At 66.8% G+C, this 18,716-nt stretch carries 16 protein-coding genes; 1 reads left to right on the top strand and 15 read right to left on the bottom strand.

Features of this window, described 5'->3' with window-relative positions:
- Window positions 1–3: 3 nt before the first annotated feature.
- The 15 genes from nuoN to BUF17_RS14035 form a co-directional block, all read right to left on the bottom strand.
- Window positions 4–1,434: an NADH-quinone oxidoreductase subunit NuoN gene (nuoN, locus tag BUF17_RS14105; RefSeq protein ID WP_073629723.1), complete on the bottom strand. Its 1,431-nt coding sequence runs from the start codon at window positions 1,432–1,434 to the stop codon at window positions 4–6.
- A 105-nt stretch (window positions 1,435–1,539) separates the two neighbouring features.
- Window positions 1,540–3,102: an NADH-quinone oxidoreductase subunit M gene (locus BUF17_RS14100; protein WP_073629721.1), complete on the bottom strand. Its 1,563-nt coding sequence runs from the start codon at window positions 3,100–3,102 to the stop codon at window positions 1,540–1,542.
- Window positions 3,102–5,213 carry an NADH-quinone oxidoreductase subunit L gene (gene nuoL, locus BUF17_RS14095; protein WP_073629719.1) on the bottom strand — a complete coding sequence of 704 codons (2,112 nt, stop codon included), beginning with the start codon at window positions 5,211–5,213 and terminating at the stop codon, window positions 3,102–3,104. The genes BUF17_RS14100 and nuoL overlap by 1 nt, the downstream gene beginning before the upstream one ends.
- A 6-nt stretch (window positions 5,214–5,219) precedes the next feature.
- The gene (gene nuoK / locus BUF17_RS14090) at window positions 5,220–5,528 is read right to left on the bottom strand and encodes an NADH-quinone oxidoreductase subunit NuoK (RefSeq protein WP_073629717.1); all 309 of its coding nucleotides are present in this window, start codon (window positions 5,526–5,528) and stop codon (window positions 5,220–5,222) included.
- 73 nt (window positions 5,529–5,601) lie between these two features.
- A complete protein-coding gene (locus tag BUF17_RS14085; RefSeq protein ID WP_073629715.1) occupies window positions 5,602–6,210 on the bottom strand; it encodes an NADH-quinone oxidoreductase subunit J in 609 nt (202 codons plus the stop codon).
- A gap of 202 nt (window positions 6,211–6,412) precedes the next feature.
- Window positions 6,413–6,901: an NADH-quinone oxidoreductase subunit NuoI gene (nuoI, locus tag BUF17_RS14080; RefSeq protein ID WP_073629713.1), complete on the bottom strand. Its 489-nt coding sequence runs from the start codon at window positions 6,899–6,901 to the stop codon at window positions 6,413–6,415.
- 122 nt (window positions 6,902–7,023) lie between these two features.
- Window positions 7,024–8,100 (bottom strand): NADH-quinone oxidoreductase subunit NuoH, encoded by a 1,077-nt coding sequence (nuoH, locus tag BUF17_RS14075; protein ID WP_073629711.1) that lies wholly within the window; start codon window positions 8,098–8,100, stop codon window positions 7,024–7,026.
- A gap of 52 nt (window positions 8,101–8,152) precedes the next feature.
- The gene (gene nuoG, locus BUF17_RS14070) at window positions 8,153–10,249 is read right to left on the bottom strand and encodes an NADH-quinone oxidoreductase subunit NuoG (protein WP_073629709.1); all 2,097 of its coding nucleotides are present in this window, start codon (window positions 10,247–10,249) and stop codon (window positions 8,153–8,155) included.
- A 155-nt stretch (window positions 10,250–10,404) separates the two neighbouring features.
- On the bottom strand, window positions 10,405–11,706 hold the full coding sequence (nuoF, locus tag BUF17_RS14065) for an NADH-quinone oxidoreductase subunit NuoF (RefSeq protein ID WP_073629707.1): 1,302 nt from the start codon (window positions 11,704–11,706) through the stop codon (window positions 10,405–10,407).
- Between the two features lie 21 nt (window positions 11,707–11,727).
- Window positions 11,728–12,444 carry an NADH-quinone oxidoreductase subunit NuoE gene (gene nuoE, locus BUF17_RS14060; RefSeq protein ID WP_084564677.1) on the bottom strand — a complete coding sequence of 239 codons (717 nt, stop codon included), beginning with the start codon at window positions 12,442–12,444 and terminating at the stop codon, window positions 11,728–11,730.
- Window positions 12,444–13,634, bottom strand: coding sequence for an NADH-quinone oxidoreductase subunit D (locus tag BUF17_RS14055; protein ID WP_073629705.1), 1,191 nt, complete (start codon window positions 13,632–13,634; stop codon window positions 12,444–12,446). Before BUF17_RS14055 ends, nuoE begins: the two co-directional genes overlap by 1 nt.
- Window positions 13,635–13,901: 267 nt before the next feature.
- The gene (locus tag BUF17_RS14050) at window positions 13,902–14,507 is read right to left on the bottom strand and encodes an NADH-quinone oxidoreductase subunit C (RefSeq protein ID WP_073629704.1); all 606 of its coding nucleotides are present in this window, start codon (window positions 14,505–14,507) and stop codon (window positions 13,902–13,904) included.
- 59 nt (window positions 14,508–14,566) lie between these two features.
- Complete coding sequence (locus BUF17_RS14045) at window positions 14,567–15,148, bottom strand: NuoB/complex I 20 kDa subunit family protein (RefSeq protein WP_073629702.1); 582 nt, start codon at window positions 15,146–15,148, stop codon at window positions 14,567–14,569.
- Window positions 15,139–15,504 (bottom strand): NADH-quinone oxidoreductase subunit A, encoded by a 366-nt coding sequence (locus tag BUF17_RS14040; protein ID WP_073629700.1) that lies wholly within the window; start codon window positions 15,502–15,504, stop codon window positions 15,139–15,141. The genes BUF17_RS14045 and BUF17_RS14040 overlap by 10 nt, the downstream gene beginning before the upstream one ends.
- A 633-nt stretch (window positions 15,505–16,137) precedes the next feature.
- On the bottom strand, window positions 16,138–17,409 hold the full coding sequence (locus BUF17_RS14035; protein ID WP_073629698.1) for an aminopeptidase: 1,272 nt from the start codon (window positions 17,407–17,409) through the stop codon (window positions 16,138–16,140).
- 311 nt (window positions 17,410–17,720) lie between these two features.
- Here BUF17_RS14035 and BUF17_RS14030 point away from each other — a divergent pair, with 311 nt between their 5' ends.
- Window positions 17,721–18,713 carry an asparaginase gene (locus tag BUF17_RS14030; RefSeq protein WP_244530889.1) on the top strand — a complete coding sequence of 331 codons (993 nt, stop codon included), beginning with the start codon at window positions 17,721–17,723 and terminating at the stop codon, window positions 18,711–18,713.
- Window positions 18,714–18,716 lie beyond the last annotated feature (3 nt).

Here is an 18,716-nt window from a genome sequence, read left to right as displayed (position 1 = left end):
GGCTCAGAACAGGCTCGCCGCCGCCGCATTCGCGGCGTCGACAACAGGGCCGGCGAAGGCGACGAACAGCATCACCGCCAAGCCGCTAACCCCGAGCACGAACTTCAGCGAGCCGGTCATCGGCTCGAACGCCTCGGCCGGATCGTCGAAATACATGATCTTGACGACGCGCAGATAGTAGAACGCGCCCACCACCGACGACAGCACGCCGATGACCGAGAGCCAGTAGAAGCCGGCATGGATCGCCGCGGCGAAGACATAGAACTTGGCGAAGAAGCCGGCGAGCGGCGGGATGCCCGCGAGCGAGAACATGATCATCGCCAGGACGAACGAGATCACCGGCCGCGACCGCGCCAGACCGGCGAGGTCGGAGATGTTCTCCAGCGCCGCGCCGTTGCGGCGCATGGACAGGATCACCGCGAACGCGCCGAGCGTCATCGGCAGGTAGATCGACATGTAGACGATCACACCGGTCACGCCCTCGGCGGTGCCGGCCGCGAGCCCGACAAGCGCGAAGCCCATGTGACCGATGGAGGAATAGGCCATCAGGCGCTTGATGTTGGTCTGGCCGATCGCCGCGAAAGAGCCGAGCAGCATCGAGGCGATGGAGACGAACACGACGATCTGCTGCCAGGCGGCGTCGACGGTGCCGAAAGCCTCGATCACGACGCGGACGAATACCGCCATCGCCGCGATCTTCGGCGCGGAGGCGAACAGCACGGTGACGGAGGTCGGCGAGCCCTCGTAGACGTCGGGCGTCCACATGTGGAACGGCACGGCCGAGACCTTGAAGCAGAAGCCGGCGAGCACGAAGGCGATGCCGAACGCGAACCCGGTGCCGGAGTGGCCGTTGGCGACCGCCTGGGCGATCTGGCCGAACTCGGTGTGGCCGGTGAAGCCGTAAACCAGCGACATGCCGTAGAGCATCATGCCCGACGACAGCGCGCCGAGGACGAAATACTTGATGCCCGCCTCGGTGGAGCGCACGGAATCGCGGTCGATGGCGGCGAGCACATAGAGCGAGAGGCTCATCAGCTCCACGCCCAGATAGACCGAGATCAGGTCGTTGGCCGAGATCAGCAGCAGCATGCCGATCGTCGAGATCACCACCACCACGGGATATTCGAACCGCTCGAACTTTTCCTGCCGGCTGTAGTGACCGGACACCAGGATCGCGGCGGCGGATGCGAGAAGCGTCAGCACCTTCAGGTAGCGCCCGAACGCATCGGCCACGAAGGCCCCGGAGAAGGTGACGCCGTTCACCGGGGAGGCGACCACCACCGCCGCCACCACCAGCAGGAGCACGATGGCCAGCGCCGAGACGACGCGCTCGGCGTTCGCACCGGAGAACAGGCCGACAAGCAGCAGCGCGAGCGCGCCGAGCGCCAGCAGAATCTCCGGCAAAGCCGGCATCAGATCGGGCAGCGTCGCCATCTGCGTCTTGCCTCTCGTCCTTCAGTCTCGTTCGTTTCGGCCCGGCGCCGGACCCGTCATCGGGTCCGGGGGAGCCGCCTCAATGTTCGTTTCGCGCCGCCCGGATCAGGGCGACGCCGTCGCCGCGCCCGCGGGCATCAGCAGCGTCTTGCCGTCCGCGACCACGGCGCCTTCGCCGGCCCGAGCGGCTGCGACCGAGGTCTCGACCTTGCTCACGAGGCTCGCGACCGAGGTCGCCGTCGCGTTCATGATCGGGGCCGGCCACACGCCGAACAGGATCGTCAGCGCGATGAGCGGCACCAGCAGCACCTTCTCCCGCAGCGACAGGTCCATCATCGACTTCAGGCTTTCCTTGTCGAGCGCGCCGAACACGACGCGGCGATAGAGCCACAGCGCGTAGGAGGCCGACAGGATGACGCCGGTCGTGGCGAATAGCGCGACCCAGGTGTTCACCTTGAACACCGCCAGCAGCGTCAGGAACTCGCCGATGAAGCCCGACGTGCCGGGCAGGCCCACATTCGCCATGGTGAACACCATGAACGCCAGCGCATAGGCCGGCATCCGGTTCACGAGGCCGCCATAGGCCGCGATCTCGCGGGTGTGCATCCGGTCGTAGACCACGCCGACGCAGAGGAACAGCGCGCCCGACACGAAGCCGTGGGAGATCATCTGGAAGAGGCTGCCCTGCACGCCTTCGACATTGGCGGCGAAGATGCCCATCGTCACGTAGCCCATGTGGGCGACCGACGAATAGGCGATCAGCTTCTTCATGTCCTCCTGCATCAGCGCGACGAGGGAGGTGTAGACGATCGCTACCACCGACAGCGTGAACACGAGGGGAGCGAAGTCCGCGCTCGCGACCGGGAACATCGGCAGCGAGAACCGCAGGAAGCCGTAACCGCCCATCTTCAGCAGAATGCCGGCCAGGATCACCGAACCCGCCGTGGGTGCCTCGACGTGGGCATCCGGCAACCAGGTGTGCACCGGCCACATCGGCATCTTCACCGCGAACGAGGCGAAGAAGGCCAGCCACAGCCAGGTCTGCATCGAGACCGGGAACGGGTGGTTCAGCAGCGCCACGATGTCGGTGGTGCCGGCGTTCCAGTACATCGCCATGATGGCGAGGAGCATCAGCACTGAGCCGGTCAGCGTGTAGAGGAAGAACTTGAAGCTGGCATAGACGCGGCGCGGTCCGCCCCACACGCCGATGATGATGAACATCGGAATGAGGCCGCCTTCGAAGAACACATAGAACAGCACCAGATCCAGGGCACTGAACACGCCGATCATCAGCGTTTCCAGCACCAGGAAGGCGATCATGTATTCCTTGACGCGATTGTGGATCGATTCCCAGCTCGCCAGGATGCAGAACGGCATCAGGAACGTGGTCAGGATGACGAACAGCATGGAAATGCCGTCGACACCCATCTTGTAGTTGATCGAGCCGCCGAGCCAGCCCGTCTCCTCGACGAACTGGAAGCCGGCATCGGCCGGATCGAACTTCGCCCAGATGATGAGCGAAACGAGGAAGGTGAACACCGTCGTGATCAGCGCCACGCGGCGGATGTTCATCACCGCCGCCTCGTCGTCACCCCGCACCAGCAGGATGAACAGCACGCCGACCAGAGGCAGAAACGTGACGATCGAGAGAATCGGCCACTCGCTCATCACGGGTTCCCTCCGCCATGGAACATGGACCACGTCACGAGAAGGGCGATGCCGATCAGCATGACGAAGGCATAGTGGTAGATGTAGCCGGTCTGCAGACGCACGACGCGGTTGGTGATGTCGACGACCCGGGCGGAAACCCCGTTCGGGCCGAACCCGTCGATCAGCCAGCCGTCACCGCGCTTCCACAGGAACGACCCGAGGCGCTTGGCCGGACGGACGAACAGGAAGTCGTAGAGCTCGTCGAAATACCACTTGTTGAGCAGGAATTCGTAGAGCCCCTTGTTCCGCGCGGCGAGCGCGGCCGGCAGGGTCGGCACCCGGATATACGCGTACCAGGCCGAGAACAGGCCGATCAGCATCGCGACCGTCGGCGCCCAGCGTGCCCAGCCCGGCACTTCGGTGTGCATGGCATGCAGCACATGCTCCACCGACTCCATGTCGAGGGCATGCTTCCAGAACTCCTCGAAGCTCTCGCCGATGAAGAGATTGTGGAACACGATGCCGCCGAACAGCGCACCGAGGCTGAGGACGCCGAGCGGGATCAGCATGACGAGCGGCGACTCGTGAGCATGCGCCATGACCTCGGCGGAAGCGCGCGGCTTGCCGAAGAACGTCATGAACATCTGCCGCCAAGTGTAGAACGCCGTCAGCAGTGCCGCGATCGTGGTCATCCAGAACGCGTAGACGTGCATCGAGTTGGTGCCGACGAACGTGGCCTCGATGATGGCGTCCTTGGAGAAGTAGCCGGCCGTAAGCGGGAAGCCGGTCAGCGCGAGACCGCCGAACAGCATCGCCCAGAAGGTGAACGGCACGGTCTTGCGAAGGCCACCCATCTTGCGCATGTCCTGCTCGCCGCCGACGGCGTGGATCACCGAGCCGGCCGAGAGGAACAGCAGCGCCTTGAAGAACGCGTGCGTGAAGAGGTGGAACACCGCGACGTTGTAGGCGCCGACGCCGAGCGCGGCGAACATGTAGCCGAGCTGCGAGCAGGTCGAGTAGGCGATGACGCGCTTGATGTCGTTCTGCACGCAGCCGATGGTCGCCGCGAAGAACGCCGTGGTGGCGCCGATCAGGGTGACGAAGGTCAGCGCATCCGCCGACAGCGAGAACAGCGGCGACATCCGCGCCACCATGAACACGCCGGCGGTCACCATGGTCGCCGCGTGGATGAGCGCGGAAACCGGCGTCGGGCCTTCCATCGCGTCCGGCAGCCAGGTGTGCAGCAGGAACTGCGCCGACTTGCCCATGGCGCCCATGAACAGGAGCAGGCAGATCACCGTGACGGCATTGTAGTCGCCGCCGAGGAAGTGGATGGACTTCTCGGCGAGGCTCGGCGCCGCGGCGAACACCTGGTCGAACTGCAGCACGCCGGTCATGTAGACGAGGGCGAAGATGCCGAGCAGGAAGCCGAAATCGCCGACGCGGTTGACCACGAACGCCTTGATGGCGGCGGCGCAGGCCGAAGGCTTCTGGAACCAGAACCCGATCAGCAGGTAGCTGGCGAGGCCGACGCCTTCCCAGCCGAAGAACATCTGCATCAGGTTGTCCGACGTCACCAGCATCAGCATGGCGAACGTGAACAGCGACAGATAGGCGAAGAACCGCGGCCGGTGCTCGTCGTGGGCCATGTAGCCCATCGAATAGAGATGCACGAGCATCGACACGGTGTTGACGACGACGAGCATCACCACCGTCAGCGTGTCGACCCGCAGCGCCCAGTTGAAGGACAGCGAGCCCGACGTGACCCAGGTAAGGAGGTCGACGGTCGGAACCTGCGTCTCGCCGACGCCGACGGAGAAGAATGCCACCCACGACAGGATCGCCGACACGAGCAGGAGGCTCGTGGTGATGATCTCGGCCGCGCGCGAACCGGGCGCTGCGGCGTGGTGGTCGTCATGCCCGCCGTGACCGTGGCCGTCGGCATGTGCCGCGCTCGCCGCGGCATGGGCCGGGGCAGCGTGCGCCGGGGCGCCATGACCGTGGCCATGATCGTCGCCGTGGCCGTGCCCGCCGGACGGTGGCGGGATGTTGGCGTGGGATCCGAGCAGGGTGATCGCACCCGCGATCAGGAACCCCAGCAGAGGAAGGAAGACGATGAGGTGATACATCCGTCCTCAACCCTTCATCGTGTTGATGTCTTCGACCGCGATCGAACCGCGGTTGCGGTAGAAGGCGACCAGGATGGCGAGGCCGATGGCGGCCTCCGCGGCGGCCACCGTCAGCACCAGGAGCGCGAACACCTGCCCGACGAGATCGCCGAGGAACGCGGAGAACGCGACGAAGTTGATGTTGACGGAAAGCAGGATCAGCTCGACCGACATCAGGATGACGATCACGTTCTTCCGGTTGAGGAAGATGCCGAAGATCCCGAGCGTGAACAGAATCGCCGCCACCGCGAGATAGTGCGAAAGACCGACCGCCATCGGGGTCCTCTCGTTCGTTTGCCCGCCGCGGGGCCGGGGCGCGATTGCCCCGCCGCCGTCGGCGAATTCAACCTCAGATACCCTTGCGGGACGCGACCTTGCGAAGCTCGACGGCCGTCGCCGGCCCGCGGGCATTCTGATCGGCGATGTTCTGCCGCTTCACGCCGACCTTGTGCCGCAGCGTCAGCACGATCGCGCCGATCATCGCAACCAGCAGCACCAGGCCGGCCGTCTGGAAGAAGAAGACGTAGCGCGTGTAGAGCAGGCTGCCGATGGCCGCGATGTTGCTCAGCCCCTCGGGCGTCGGCGCCGCGACCGGCAACTGCGCCAGTTCGGGATTGATCACCCAGGCCGACAGCACCAGCAGCAGTTCGACGAGCAGGATCAGGCCGACCAGGGCACCGATCGGCAGGTACTGGAGGAAGCCCTGCCGCAGCGCGACGAAGTCGACGTCCAGCATCATCACCACGAACAGGAACAGCACCGCCACCGCGCCGACATAGACCACGATGAGGATCAGCCCCAGGAACTCCGCTCCCACCAGCATGAACAGCCCGGCGGCGTTCACGAAGGTCAGGATCAGGAACAACACCGAATAGACCGGGTTGCGGGAGGAGATCACCAGAAAGGCGGAGGCCACCGCGACAGCGGCGAACAGATAGAAAAATAGGGTCTGGACCATTCCCTGCCCCCTCGAGCCTTTCCGTCGACGGTGTTGCCGCGGGCTCCTCGATAGAGGGGCACATCCGCGCTGTCCACCGAGCGCGCCTGCGGCGCGCTGACACCTTTCACCGACACGCCCGCGCGGCGCCTCGGCCTTGCCTCACCGCCCGGCCGGGGCCGGGGCGGCAGTCCGTCATCGTCCTCGCGGCGATGCCCCCGTCTCAGCGATAGGGGGAATCGGCCGCGATGGAATTCTGGATCTCACGCTCCCAGCGCTCGCCGTTCGCAAGCAGCCGGGCCTTGTCGTAGTAGAGCTCCTCGCGGGTCTCCACGGAGAACTCGAAGTTCGGGCCTTCGACGATGGCGTCCACCGGGCAGGCTTCCTGGCAGAAGCCGCAATAGATGCACTTCACCATGTCGATGTCGTAGCGGGTCGTGCGGCGCGTGCCGTCATTGCGGCGCGGGCCCGCTTCAATGGTGATGGCCTGCGCCGGGCAGATGGCCTCGCAGAGCTTGCACGCGATGCAGCGCTCCTCGCCGTTCGGATAACGGCGCAGCGCATGTTCGCCACGGAAGCGCGGGCTGAGCGGCCCCTTTTCGTAGGGGTAGTTCAGCGTCGTCTTCGGCTTGAAGAAATACCGCATCGTCAGGATGAACGCCGAAACGAACTCCTGAAGCATGAGCGACTTCGCAGCCTGTTGCAGACGCATCGCCTGTGCCTCTCTTGACTTCACGGGCCGGCGGCGAACCGCACGGCCGGACTTGACCAGAACCGCTTCCGAGAAGGCCGGCGCACATGCCGGCCGTCGTCAAACCAGCCTCGGCGCCCGCCTCAGCCCGCCGCAACCATGCCCGGCGCCCAGCCGGTGAGCTGCAGCACGAACGCCACGATCACCACCATCGCCAGCGAGATCGGCAGGAACACCTTCCAGCCGAGCCGCATCAGCTGGTCGTAGCGGTAGCGCGGCACCATGGCCTTCACCATGGCGAACATGAAGAACACCAGCAGGCACTTGAGCACGAACCAGATCACGCCCGGCACCCAGGTGAAGGGGATGACGTCGATCGGCGGCAGCCACCCGCCCAGGAAGAACAGCGTCGTCAGCGCGCACATCGAGGCGATGGCAACGTACTCGCCGAGCATGAACATCATGTACGGGGTCGAGCCGTACTCGACCATGAAGCCGGCGACGAGTTCCGATTCCGCCTCCGCCAGATCGAACGGCGGGCGGTTCGTCTCGGCAAGCGCCGAGATGAAGAAGATGATGAACATCGGGAACAGCGGCAGCCAGTACCAGTTCAGGAACGTCAGCCACGGCAGCCCGATCAGGGTGGCGAGGCCGGCGTCGTGCTGGGCATGCACAACCCCGGACAGGTTCAGCGTGCCGGCGCACAAGAGCACCGTCACCACCACGAAACCGATCGACACCTCATAGGACACCATCTGCGCCGCGGACCGCAGCGCCGACAGGAACGGATATTTCGAGTTCGACGCCCAGCCGCCGATGATGGTGCCGTAAACGCCGAGCGAGGAGATCGCGAAGATATAGAGCGTGCCGAGATTGAGGTCGGAGATCACCCAGCCGTCGGCGACCGGGATCGCCGCCCAGGCGCCGACCGCGAGCAGCACCGTGAGGAACGGCGCCAGCAGGAACAGCCCCTTGTTCGACGTCGCCGGGATCACCGGCTCCTTCAGGATGAACTTCAGGAGGTCGGCGAACGATTGCAGCAGGCCGAAGGGACCGACCACGTTCGGGCCGCGCCGCAGCTGCGCCGCCGCCCAGATCTTGCGATCCGCCAGAAGGACGAAGGCGATACAGACCAAGAGGACGACGATCAGGACCAGGCTCTCGATGATCATCATCAGAACCGGGAACCCGTAATCCGTCCAGAAACCCGCAGCCGTCATCGACAAAACCCTTCGCCCAAAACCCTGTGGCCCAATCCGCGACGTCGGCGGCCTACTCGGCCGCTTCCGCCACCCGCGCCTGTGCCAGCGCCGAGCACTCCGCCATGATCGCCGAAGCCCGTGCAATCGGGTTCGTCAGGTAGAAATCCGCAATCGCCGGCCGGAACGGCGCGGACGAGACCGCACCACCGACCGACGCCAGCGCCGTCACCGCCGCCGGATCGGCCGCGACGAGATCGTCGAGCTGTCCCAGCACCGGATGGGCCGCGACCAGTGCCGCACGCAGCTCCGCAAGCGAGTCGTAAGGCAGCGTCGCCCCGACGAGCGCCGAGAGCGCCCGCAGGATCGCCCAGTCCTCACGGGCCTCGCCCGGCGGGAACGCCGCGCGGTTGCCCCGCTGGACCCGGCCTTCGGTGTTGACCCAGGCGCCCGACTTCTCGGTATAGGCCGCGCCCGGCAGCACGACGTCGGCGCGGTGCGCGCCGGCATCGCCGTGAGTGCCGACATAGACCACGAACGCATTGCCGAGCGCCGCCGTATCGATCTCGTCGGCGCCGAGCAGCACCACCACGTCGAGCGCGCCGGAGCCGGCGGCCCTGACGATCCCCTGCGTGTCGAGCCCGCCTTCGGCCGGCACGAAGCCGACATCGAGCGCGCCGACGCGTGCGGCGGCGGTGTGCAGCACCGCGAAACCGTTCCAGTCAGGCCCGGCCGCGCCGCTCTCGCTGGCGATCTTCGCCGCGAGCGACAGCACCGCCGCGCCGTCGTCGCGGGTGAGCGCGCCCTGGCCGACGATGATTAGCGGACGCTCCGCCTTCTTCAGCACCTCGGCGAACGAATGCCGGCCCTCGGCGATCTCGATCAGCGTGTCCGGACCCGCGCCCAGATAGGAGACGTCGTAGTTGAAGTCCGCCGGGGCGCCGACCACGCCGATCGGCAGCGGCTCCGACCGCCAGCGCTTGCGGATGCGGGCGTTCAGAACGGCCGCTTCCGCGCGCGGATTGGTGCCGACGAGCATGATCGCGTCCGCCGCCTCGATGCCGCGGATGCCGGGATTGAACAGGTAGCTCGCGCGGCCGAAAGCCGGATCGAGCTTGGTGCCGTCCTGGCGGCCGTCGATGTTCTTCACGCCGAGGCGGACCATCAGATCCTTCAGGGCATAGAGCTCCTCGACCGAGACGAGATCGCCGGCGATCGCGCCGATGCGGTCGGGCGACGAGGCCTTGATCCGGGCGGCGACGGCGCCGAGCGCCTCGGTCCAGCTCGCCGGCATCAGACGGCCGTTGCGGCGGACATAGGGGCGATCGAGACGTTGGGTTCGCAGGCCGTCCCAGATGTAGCGGGTCTTGTCGGAGATCCACTCCTCGTTGACCGCCTCGTTGAGGCGCGGCAGCACGCGCATCACTTCGCGGCCGCGGCTGTCGACGCGGATGTTCGAGCCGACCGCGTCCATCACGTCCACGGATTCGGTCTTGCCGAGTTCCCACGGCCGCGCCTTGAAGGCGTAGGGCTTGGAGGTCAGCGCGCCGACCGGGCAGAGATCGACCACGTTGCCCTGCAGCTCCGAGGTCATCGCATGTTCGAGATAGGTCGTGATCTCGGCGTTCTCGCCGCGGCCGGTGAGGCCGAGGTCGGTGACGCCGGCCACCTCGGTGGAGAAGCGGACGCAGCGCGTGCAGTGGATGCAGCGCGTCATCACCGTCTTCACCAGCGGGCCGATATATTTGTCCTCGACGGCGCGCTTGTTCTCCTTGAAGCGCGAGCCGGAGACGCCGTAGGCCATCGACTGGTCCTGCAGGTCGCACTCGCCGCCCTGATCGCAGATCGGGCAATCCAGCGGGTGGTTGATCAGCAGGAACTCCATGGTTCCTTCGCGCGCCTTCTTCACCATCGGCGTCGAGGTGAACATCTCCGGCGGCTCGCCGTTCGGGCCCGGGCGCAGGTCGCGCACCGCCATGGCGCAGGAGGCCACCGGCTTCGGCGGGCCGCCCTTCACCTCGACGAGGCACATGCGGCAGTTGCCGGCGATCGACAGCCGCTCATGGAAACAGAACCGCGGAATTTCGGCACCGGCCGCCTCGGCCGCCTGCAGGAGCGTGAACTCCGGCGGCACTTCGATCACGGTTCCGTCGACGCTGATCTTGGCCATCGTTCTCCCCGCTCACCAGGCCGCGGCCGTGGAGGGCCGCCCGCCGATGCGGACCTTGTCTTCGAAACGGCCCGTTGCCGGACCGATGGAACCTGCCCGTGACGCCGCGGCCGATGCCGCGAAACCGTCCGAAGCCGGACCCTTACGCATTGCCGTCACTCCGCCGCCACCAGCGTCGCACCCTGCACGGTGCGGCTGTGATAGGCGTCGATCCGCGCCTCGATCAGCGGGCGGAAATGACGGATCAGGCCCTGGATCGGCCACGCCGCCGCATCGCCCAGCGCGCAGATGGTGTGGCCTTCGACCTGGGTCGTGACCTGAAGCAGGAGGTCGATCTCCTTCTTCTCGGCCTCGCCCTTCACCAGGCGCTCCATCACCCGCCACATCCAGCCGGTGCCCTCGCGGCACGGCGTGCACTGGCCGCAGCTCTCGTGCTTGTAGAAGGCCGAAAGCCGGGCGATCGCCTTGATGACGTCCGTCGACTTGTCCATCACGATCACGGCGGCCGAGCCGAGGCCCGAGCGCAGCGCCCGCAGGCTGTCGAAATCCATGTTGGCGTCGGCGATCTGCTCGGCCGGCACCAGCGGCACGGAGGCGCCGCCCGGAATGACCGCGAGCAGATTGTCCCAGCCGCCGCGGATGCCGCCGCAATGCTTGTCGATCATCTCGCGGAAGGTGATGCCCATCTCCTCTTCCACCGTGCACGGCCGGTTCACGTGGCCGGAGATGCAGAAGAGCTTGGTGCCGGTGTTGTTCGGCCGGCCGAGGCCGGAGAACCACGAAGCGCCGCGGCGCAGGATGGTCGGTGCCACCGCGATCGATTCGACGTTGTTCACCGTCGTCGGGCAGCCGTAGAGGCCCATATTGGCCGGGAACGGCGGCTTCAGGCGCGGCTGGCCCTTCTTGCCCTCGAGGCTTTCCAGCAGCGCCGTTTCCTCGCCGCAGATATAGGCGCCGGCGCCGTGGTGCACGTAGAGATCGAAGTCGTAGCCGTGGATGTTGTTCTTGCCGATCAGCCGGGCCTCGTAGGCCTGGGCGATGGCGGCCTCGAGCCGCTCCCGCTCGCGCACGAACTCGCCGCGCACATAGATGTAGGCGACGTGGGCCCCCATCGCGAACGAGGCCAGCATGCAGCCTTCGATCAGGTGATGGGGATCGTGGCGCAGGATCTCGCGGTCCTTGCAGGTGCCGGGCTCGGATTCGTCAGCGTTGACGACGAGATAATGCGGCTTCGGCCCGGGATTCTTGGGCATGAACGACCACTTGAGGCCGGTCGAGAAGCCCGCGCCGCCACGGCCGCGCAGGCCGGAGGCCTTCATCTGGTCGATGATCCAATCGCGGCCCTTGGCGATGATCGCCTTGGTGCCGTCCCACGAGCCGCGCGCGAGCGCGCCCTGCAGCCCCCAGTCCTGGGTGCCGTAGAGGTTCGTGAAGATCCGGTCCTTATCGGAAAGCATGCCCGATCCTCCCTTGCCGCGTCACGAAACCGCGCCCGGCTCGGCCGGCTTCGGTTCCTCGGGGACGCCGGTCAGCTCGCTCTGGCCGACCGAGACGGTGTCTGCGCCGGGAACGACCGGCGTGGATCGCATGAACGCCGCCGTATCCGTCAGCGACGTCGGGCCGCCCTGCGGCGTCGAATACCAGCGGTCGACCTGCGGGCCGGGCTTCGGCGGCGTGCCGGCGGCGAAGCCGTCGAGCAGCGCGTTGAAGGTCTCGGGCGTCAGGTCCTCGTAGGTGTCCTTGAACACCTGCACCATCGGCGCGTTGACGCAGGCGCCGGCGCACTCGACCTCTTCCCACGAGAAATCGCCATCCGGCGACAGCGTGAACGGCTCGTGGGCGATGCGCTTCTTGCAGACGCCCATCAGGTCTTCCGCGCCGCGCAGCATGCACGGCGTGGTGCCGCAGACCTGGATGTGCGCCTTGCGGCCGACCGGGGCGAGCTGGAACTGGGTGTAGAAGGTCGCGACCTCGAGGACGCGGATCTTCGGCATGTCCAGCATCTTGGCGACATAGCGGATCGCCGGCTCGCTCACCCAGCCTTCCTGCTCCTGGGCGCGCATCAGCAGCGGGATCACAGCGCTCTGCTGGCGGCCTTCGGGATAATCCAGGATCTTCTTCTCCGCCCACGCCTGATTGTCGGGCGTGAACGCGAAGCTCTCCGGCTGGATGTGATGCAGACGACGAACGGACATCAGCGATCCACCTCACCGAACACGATGTCGAGGGACCCGAGCACGGCCGAGATGTCGGCCAGCATGTGCCCCCTGCAGAGGAAATCCATCGATTGCAGATGCGCGAACCCGGGGGCGCGGATCTTGCAGCGATAGGGCTTGTTGGTGCCGTCGGAGATCACGTAGACGCCGAACTCGCCCTTGGGCGCCTCGACGGCCGCGTAGACCTCGCCGGCCGGCACCTTGTAGCCCTCGGTATAGAGCTTGAAGTGATGGATGAGCGCTTCCATCGAGCGCTTCATCTCGCCGCGCTTCGGCGGCACGACCTTGCCCTCGGTCGAGGCAACCGGCCCCTGCCCTTCGGCGGAACGCAGCTTGTTCAGGCACTGCTTCATGATGCTGATCGACTGGCGCATCTCTTCCATGCGGATGAGATAGCGGTCGTAGCAGTCGCCGTTCTTGCCGATGGGAATGTCGAATTCCATCTCTTCGTAGCAGTCGTAGGGCTGCGACTTGCGCAGATCCCACGCTGCGCCCGAGCCGCGCACCATGACGCCGGAGAAGCCCCACGCGAACGCATCCTCCAGCGAGACGACGCCGATATCGACGTTGCGCTGCTTGAAGATGCGATTCTCCGTGAGCAGGCCCTCGATGTCGTCGAGCCGCTTCAGGTAGGGATCGCAGAACGTGTAGAGATCGTCGAGCAGATCGTTCGGCAGGTCCTGGTGGACGCCGCCGGGACGGAAATAGGCGGCGTGCATCCGCGAGCCGGACGCGCGCTCGTAGAACACCATCAGCTTCTCGCGTTCCTCGAAGCCCCACAGCGGCGGTGTCAGCGCGCCGACGTCCATCGCCTGGGTGGTGACGTTGAGGATGTGCGACAGGAGACGGCCGATCTCGGCATAGAGCACGCGGATCAGCTGGCCACGCTTCGGCACGGTGATGCCGAGCAGGCGCTCGGTCGCGAGCGCGAAGGCATGCTCCTGGTTCATCGGCGCGCAATAGTCGAGCCGGTCGAAATAGGGCACGGCCTGCAGATAGGTCTTCTGCTCGATCAGTTTCTCGGTGCCGCGGTGGAGGAGCCCGATATGCGGGTCCACCCGGGTCACGACTTCGCCGTCGAGTTCCAGCACCAGGCGCAGAACGCCGTGGGCCGCAGGGTGCTGCGGACCGAAATTGATGTTGAAATTGCGGACCTCGGCCTCAGGCATCGGCTCTATCCTGCTTCGTCGCGGACGGGCGGCCGAACCGGCCGGCCACTCTCCAACACACGTCGTCCATGCGCATGGCGTCCACGCGCGCATCGGCATGGCGCGGGGCGGAACCGGCGGCGCGGAACCGGAACGGCAGGGACCGCGCCGGCATCGCCGCCGCCCGTCCCGTCGTCCCCGATCCCGCTTCGCATTCCGTCATGATCTCGTCCCGGCTCGCCCTGCTCGTTCGTCTCTTGTCGTCAGCCCCCGCCTGTCGGCGGCAGCTCAGTTCGGCTTCGCCTTCTCGTCGCCCGGCAGCACGTAGTGCGGCCCTTCCCACGGCGACAGGAAGTCGAAGGTGCGGAATTCCTGGTTGAGGCGCACCGGCTCGTAGACGACGCGCTTGCGCTCGTCGTCGTAGCGCACCTCGACGAAGCCCGTGACCGGGAAGTCCTTGCGCAGCGGATGCCCGTCGAACCCGTAGTCCGTCAGGATGCGGCGCAGATCCGGATGGTTCGAATAGAGGATGCCGTACAGATCGTAGGATTCCCGCTCGAACCAGTCCGCACCCGGATAGAGCTCGGTCAGCGACGGGATCGGCGTGACCTCGTCGGTTTCCGTCTTGATGCGGATGCGCAGGTTCTGGGTGGGCGACAGCAGGTGCACCACGGAATCGAACCGGCGCGGCCGGGCCGGCCAGTCCACGCCGCACACGTCGATGATGCTCACGAAGCGGCACCGGCCGTCGTCGCGCAGGAACCGGGCGACCGCGATCAGGTTCTCGGCCTCGACCCCGATCGTCAGCTCCTCATGGGCGATCGTCGAGGACGCGATCCTGGAGCCGAGCTTCTCCGCCAGATAGTCGCCGAGTTCCTTCAGCGTTTCGTCCATCGCCGTCTCCGATCAGTTCCGCACCGGCAAGGCCGGAAGCCCGCACCGTCCGATCGCGCTCACCGCTCGATCGTGCCCGTGCGGCGGATCTTCTTCTGCAGGAGCAGGAAGCCGTAAAGCAGCGCTTCCGCGCTCGGCGGGCAGCCGGGGACGTAGATGTCCACCGGAACCACGCGATCGCAGCCGCGCACCACGGAATAGGAATAGTGGTAGTAGCCGCCGCCGTTGGCGCACGACCCCATCGAGATGACGTAGCGCGGCTCCGGCATCTGGTCGTAGACCTTGCGGAGCGCCGGCGCCATCTTGTTCGTCAGCGTACCGGCCACGATCATCACGTCGGACTGGCGCGGGCTGGCGCGCGGCGCCAGACCGAAGCGCTCGACGTCGTAGCGCGGCATCGACACCTGGATCATCTCGACCGCGCAGCAGGCGAGGCCGAACGTCATCCACATCAGCGAGCCCGTCCGGGCCCACTGCACAAGCTTGTCGGTCGTGGTGACGACGAAGCCCTTGTCGGCGAGTTCGTCATTGATCTCGAGGAAGAACGGATCGTCCTCGCCCACCGGCCGGCCGGTGTTCGGATCGATCACGCCCTTCGGCGCGGGAGCGACGAGAGTGCCGCCAGACGGGTTCAATCCCATTCCAGAGCCCCCTTCTTCCATTCGTAGATGAAGCCGATGGTCAGCACGCCGAGGAACAGCATCATCGACCAGAAGCCGAACCAGCCGAGCGTGCCGAAGGTCGCCGCCCACGGGAACAGGAAGGCGACTTCGAGATCGAAGATGATGAACAGGATCGACACCAGGTAGAACCGGACGTCGAACTTCATGCGCGCGTCGTCAAAGGCATTGAAGCCGCATTCGTAGGCCGACAGCTTCTCGCTGTCCGGATTCCGGTACGCGACGATGAAGGGCATCACCAGAAGTGCGATCCCAACCACGCCCGCGATGCCGAGGAACACGACGATCGCCGCATATTGTCTCAGAAGGTCTTCCATCAGACGTCCGATCCAATCCGCTTGTCGATCCAACAGACCGGAAACCCGCCGTCGGCGGCTCCCCGGGGACTTTAGCCTCACTTTGGCCTCGCGGCGACTGCCTGCCCGAACGGGCCGCCGTCACCGCCTTCGCCCCGCCGCGCTGCCGCATGGCCGAGACCGATCCGGCCGCGGCGCTGCATCATCGCTTTGAGGCATTCTAAAGGCTTGTTCGTTCGCCGCAACGCCCCGTGGCAGCAAGCCGCACACGGGAAAGCCGGACGGGAGGAGACATGTCCAGTCGGGCAGAGGCTTAGCCCACACCCTGGAATGAGGCAAGAGTGGAGCGGAACCACGACGTGCCGCGATGTCTCGTCCTTGACGCAATGCAAATCACAAATCGCGGCGATCCGCCCAAGTCGTGATGCACCGCACAAGTGAAGCCACGCCCTGAAAAGGCAGGCGCGCAGCCGGTTTCCGCTGTCTTCCGTCCAGATCGGTCCCGCCGGCCTCCGCCGCATCGGGTCGCTTTGCGTCACAGGCGGACGCGTGATTCCGCCACACCGTCACCGACGACCGGGGCTGGCGACGGGCGGTTCGCTCCTGCGGCGGAATGCCTCTGAGTCGCGTGTGGGCCCGTTCGGCGCCCCGAAATCACACCCATTCGCCGCGGCGCATGATCGGCTCTGCCGAACCGTCCGCGCCGATGCCATCCACGTCGATCGCGCCGGAGCCGATCATCCAGTCGATGTGGATCAGGCTGCGGTTGGCGCCGCGGGCGGCCAGTTCGGCCTCCGACATCGTGCCACCGCCGCGGATGCACTGACTGTAGGACTGCCCAAGCGCTATATGGGATGCCGCGTTCTCGTCGAAAAGGGTGTTGAAGAACAACAGGCCGCTCGCCGAGATCGGGGAAGAGTGCGGCACGAGCGCCACCTCGCCCAGCCGGCGCGCGCCCTCGTCGGTCTCCAGCACCTTCGCCAGCACGTCCTCGCCGCGGCGCGCCTTCGCCTCGACGATTCGGCCCGCCTCGAACCGCACGCGGATCTCGTCGATCAGCGTGCCCTGGTAGGACAGCGGCTTGGTGGAGGTGACGTAGCCTTCCACGCGGTCCTTGTGCGGGGTGGTGAAGACCTCCTCGGTCGGGATGTTCGGATTGCAGACGATCCCGTTCTTCGCCTCCGACGAACCGCCGCCCCAGTCGTGGTCGTCGGCAAGCCCGACGGTCAGATCGGTCCCCGGGCCGGTGAAGCGCAGCGCGGCGTAGCGGCGGCCGTTCAGAAGCGCGCGCCGGGCGTGCAATGCAGCATTGTGCGCCGTCCACGCGGCGACCGGATCCGCCACGTCGACGCGGGAGGCGGCGAAGATCGCATCCCACAGCCGGGCAACGGCGACCTCCTCGGTCTCGCCGGGAAACACCGCCTTCGCCCAGGCCGGCGTCGCGAACGAGGCGATCGACCAGTTGATGTCGAAGCCCGAGATCAGCTTCAGCGCCGGCACATAGGCCTTGGAGCGCGCGCGGTTGGCGCGGGCGACCTTCGCGGGATCCTGCCCTGAAAGCAGCGCCGGATCGTCGCCGATGATGGCAAGCCGCGCCGCGCCGCCGGAGAACGCCGCCGCCATCCCCTCGAACAGCCAGCCGGTCGCCTTGTCAAAGCTGTCGTCGGGCGCGTGGGCGAAGCGCATCAGCGTCGCCTGATCGTCGCCGTAGAGCGGCGTCACCAGCGAGGCGCCGGCCCTGTAGGCATGTTCGGTGATGCGGCGGACCAGCGGCAGCGCCTCGACCGGCGCGGTCAGCACCACTTCCTGCCCCGCCTTCAGGCCGAGCCCGACCCGGACCACGACCTCGGCCAGCCTGTCCAGCCGGACGGCGTGGGCGGCGGCGGCCTCCGCGGCCGGAATGTGGGTCGAAAGCGGTTCGGTCATGACGATCTCCTCGCCGGCACGGCGTGCCGGCCTGTCGGGCGGGCGGGCGTTCGGGCCTCGGTTTCGCGAACGAGTCGGTATCGGCCGCGAACAAGACCTGGATGGGGCAACGCCACGATGACAGCGCGTGTGCGTCGCGGATGCAAGAGTCGCGGATACAAGACCGGCGGTGGCGGAGCCCCCGCCGATCGGTCCGGAACACCTGGTCCACGGCTGTTTCGTCGGCCCGCTCTTGCGCGGCCCGTCCGTCGCGGGAATGCTGCCGTCCGGGTCCGTCGCCCGCCGGCACGGAAAGCCTCGCAAGGACAGCCATGGCCGACACGCTTCCCCGCATCGTGATCCTCGCAACCGGCGGCACCATCGCCGGCGCCGCCGATCCGCGCTCGCAATCCGGCTACAATGCCGGCGAGGTCTCTGCCGAAAGCCTGATCGCCTCCGTTCCGGGCATCGAGGCCCTGGCAAGGCTCTCGGCCGAACAGGTCGCTTCCATCGGCAGCCAGGACATGAACGACGCGGTGTGGTTCGGCCTCGCCCGGCGGATCGATCTCCTCGCCCGCTCGCCGGAGGTCGACGGCATCGTCGTCACCCACGGCACCGACACGCTGGAGGAAACCGCGCTGTTCCTCGACCTCGTCGTGGAGACCGACAAGCCGGTCGTGCTCGTCGGCGCGATGCGGCCCTCGACGGCGATCAGCGCCGATGGACCGCTCAACATTCACGAGGCCGTCCAGGTCGCGGGATCCCCGCAGGCACGCGGACGGGGCGTGCTGGTCGTGCTGAACGACACCATCCACGGCGCCCGCGACGTGACCAAGACCAGCACCACCTCGGTGCAGACCTTCCAGTCGCCGAATTGCGGCCCCGTCGGCCTCGTCAACCCGAACATGGTCGCGTTCCACGCCCCGCCCGCGGCCCGCACGGTCTATCCGTTGCCGGCCCTGCCGCCGCTGCCGCCGGTCGACATCGTCGTCGCCCACGCCGGCATGGGAGCCCGCCAGGTGCAGGATGCGGTGGCGGCGGGCGTGAAGGGCATCGTGCTCGCCGGCGTCGGCGACGGCAACGCCGCGAAGCCGGCCATCGATGCGCTCGCCGCGGCGGCCGCACGCGGGATCGTGGTGGTGCGCTCCAGCCGGGTCGGCTCCGGCCCGGTGATGCGCAATATCGAGATCGACGACGACACGCCCGGCTTCGTCGCCGCCGGCAGCTACAATCCGGCGAAGGCCCGGGTTCTGCTTCAGGTTCTTCTCGCCAACGGCATCGACGCGCCCGCGGAGGTTCAGGCCGCGTTCGTCCCCGCGCCGTAGCGC

The organism is Pseudoxanthobacter soli DSM 19599, from assembly GCF_900148505.1.
Lineage (GTDB): Bacteria > Pseudomonadota > Alphaproteobacteria > Rhizobiales > Segnochrobactraceae > Pseudoxanthobacter > Pseudoxanthobacter soli.
Note: the sequence above shows the minus strand (reverse complement) of the source record. Positions and strands in the feature narration are given on the sequence as shown.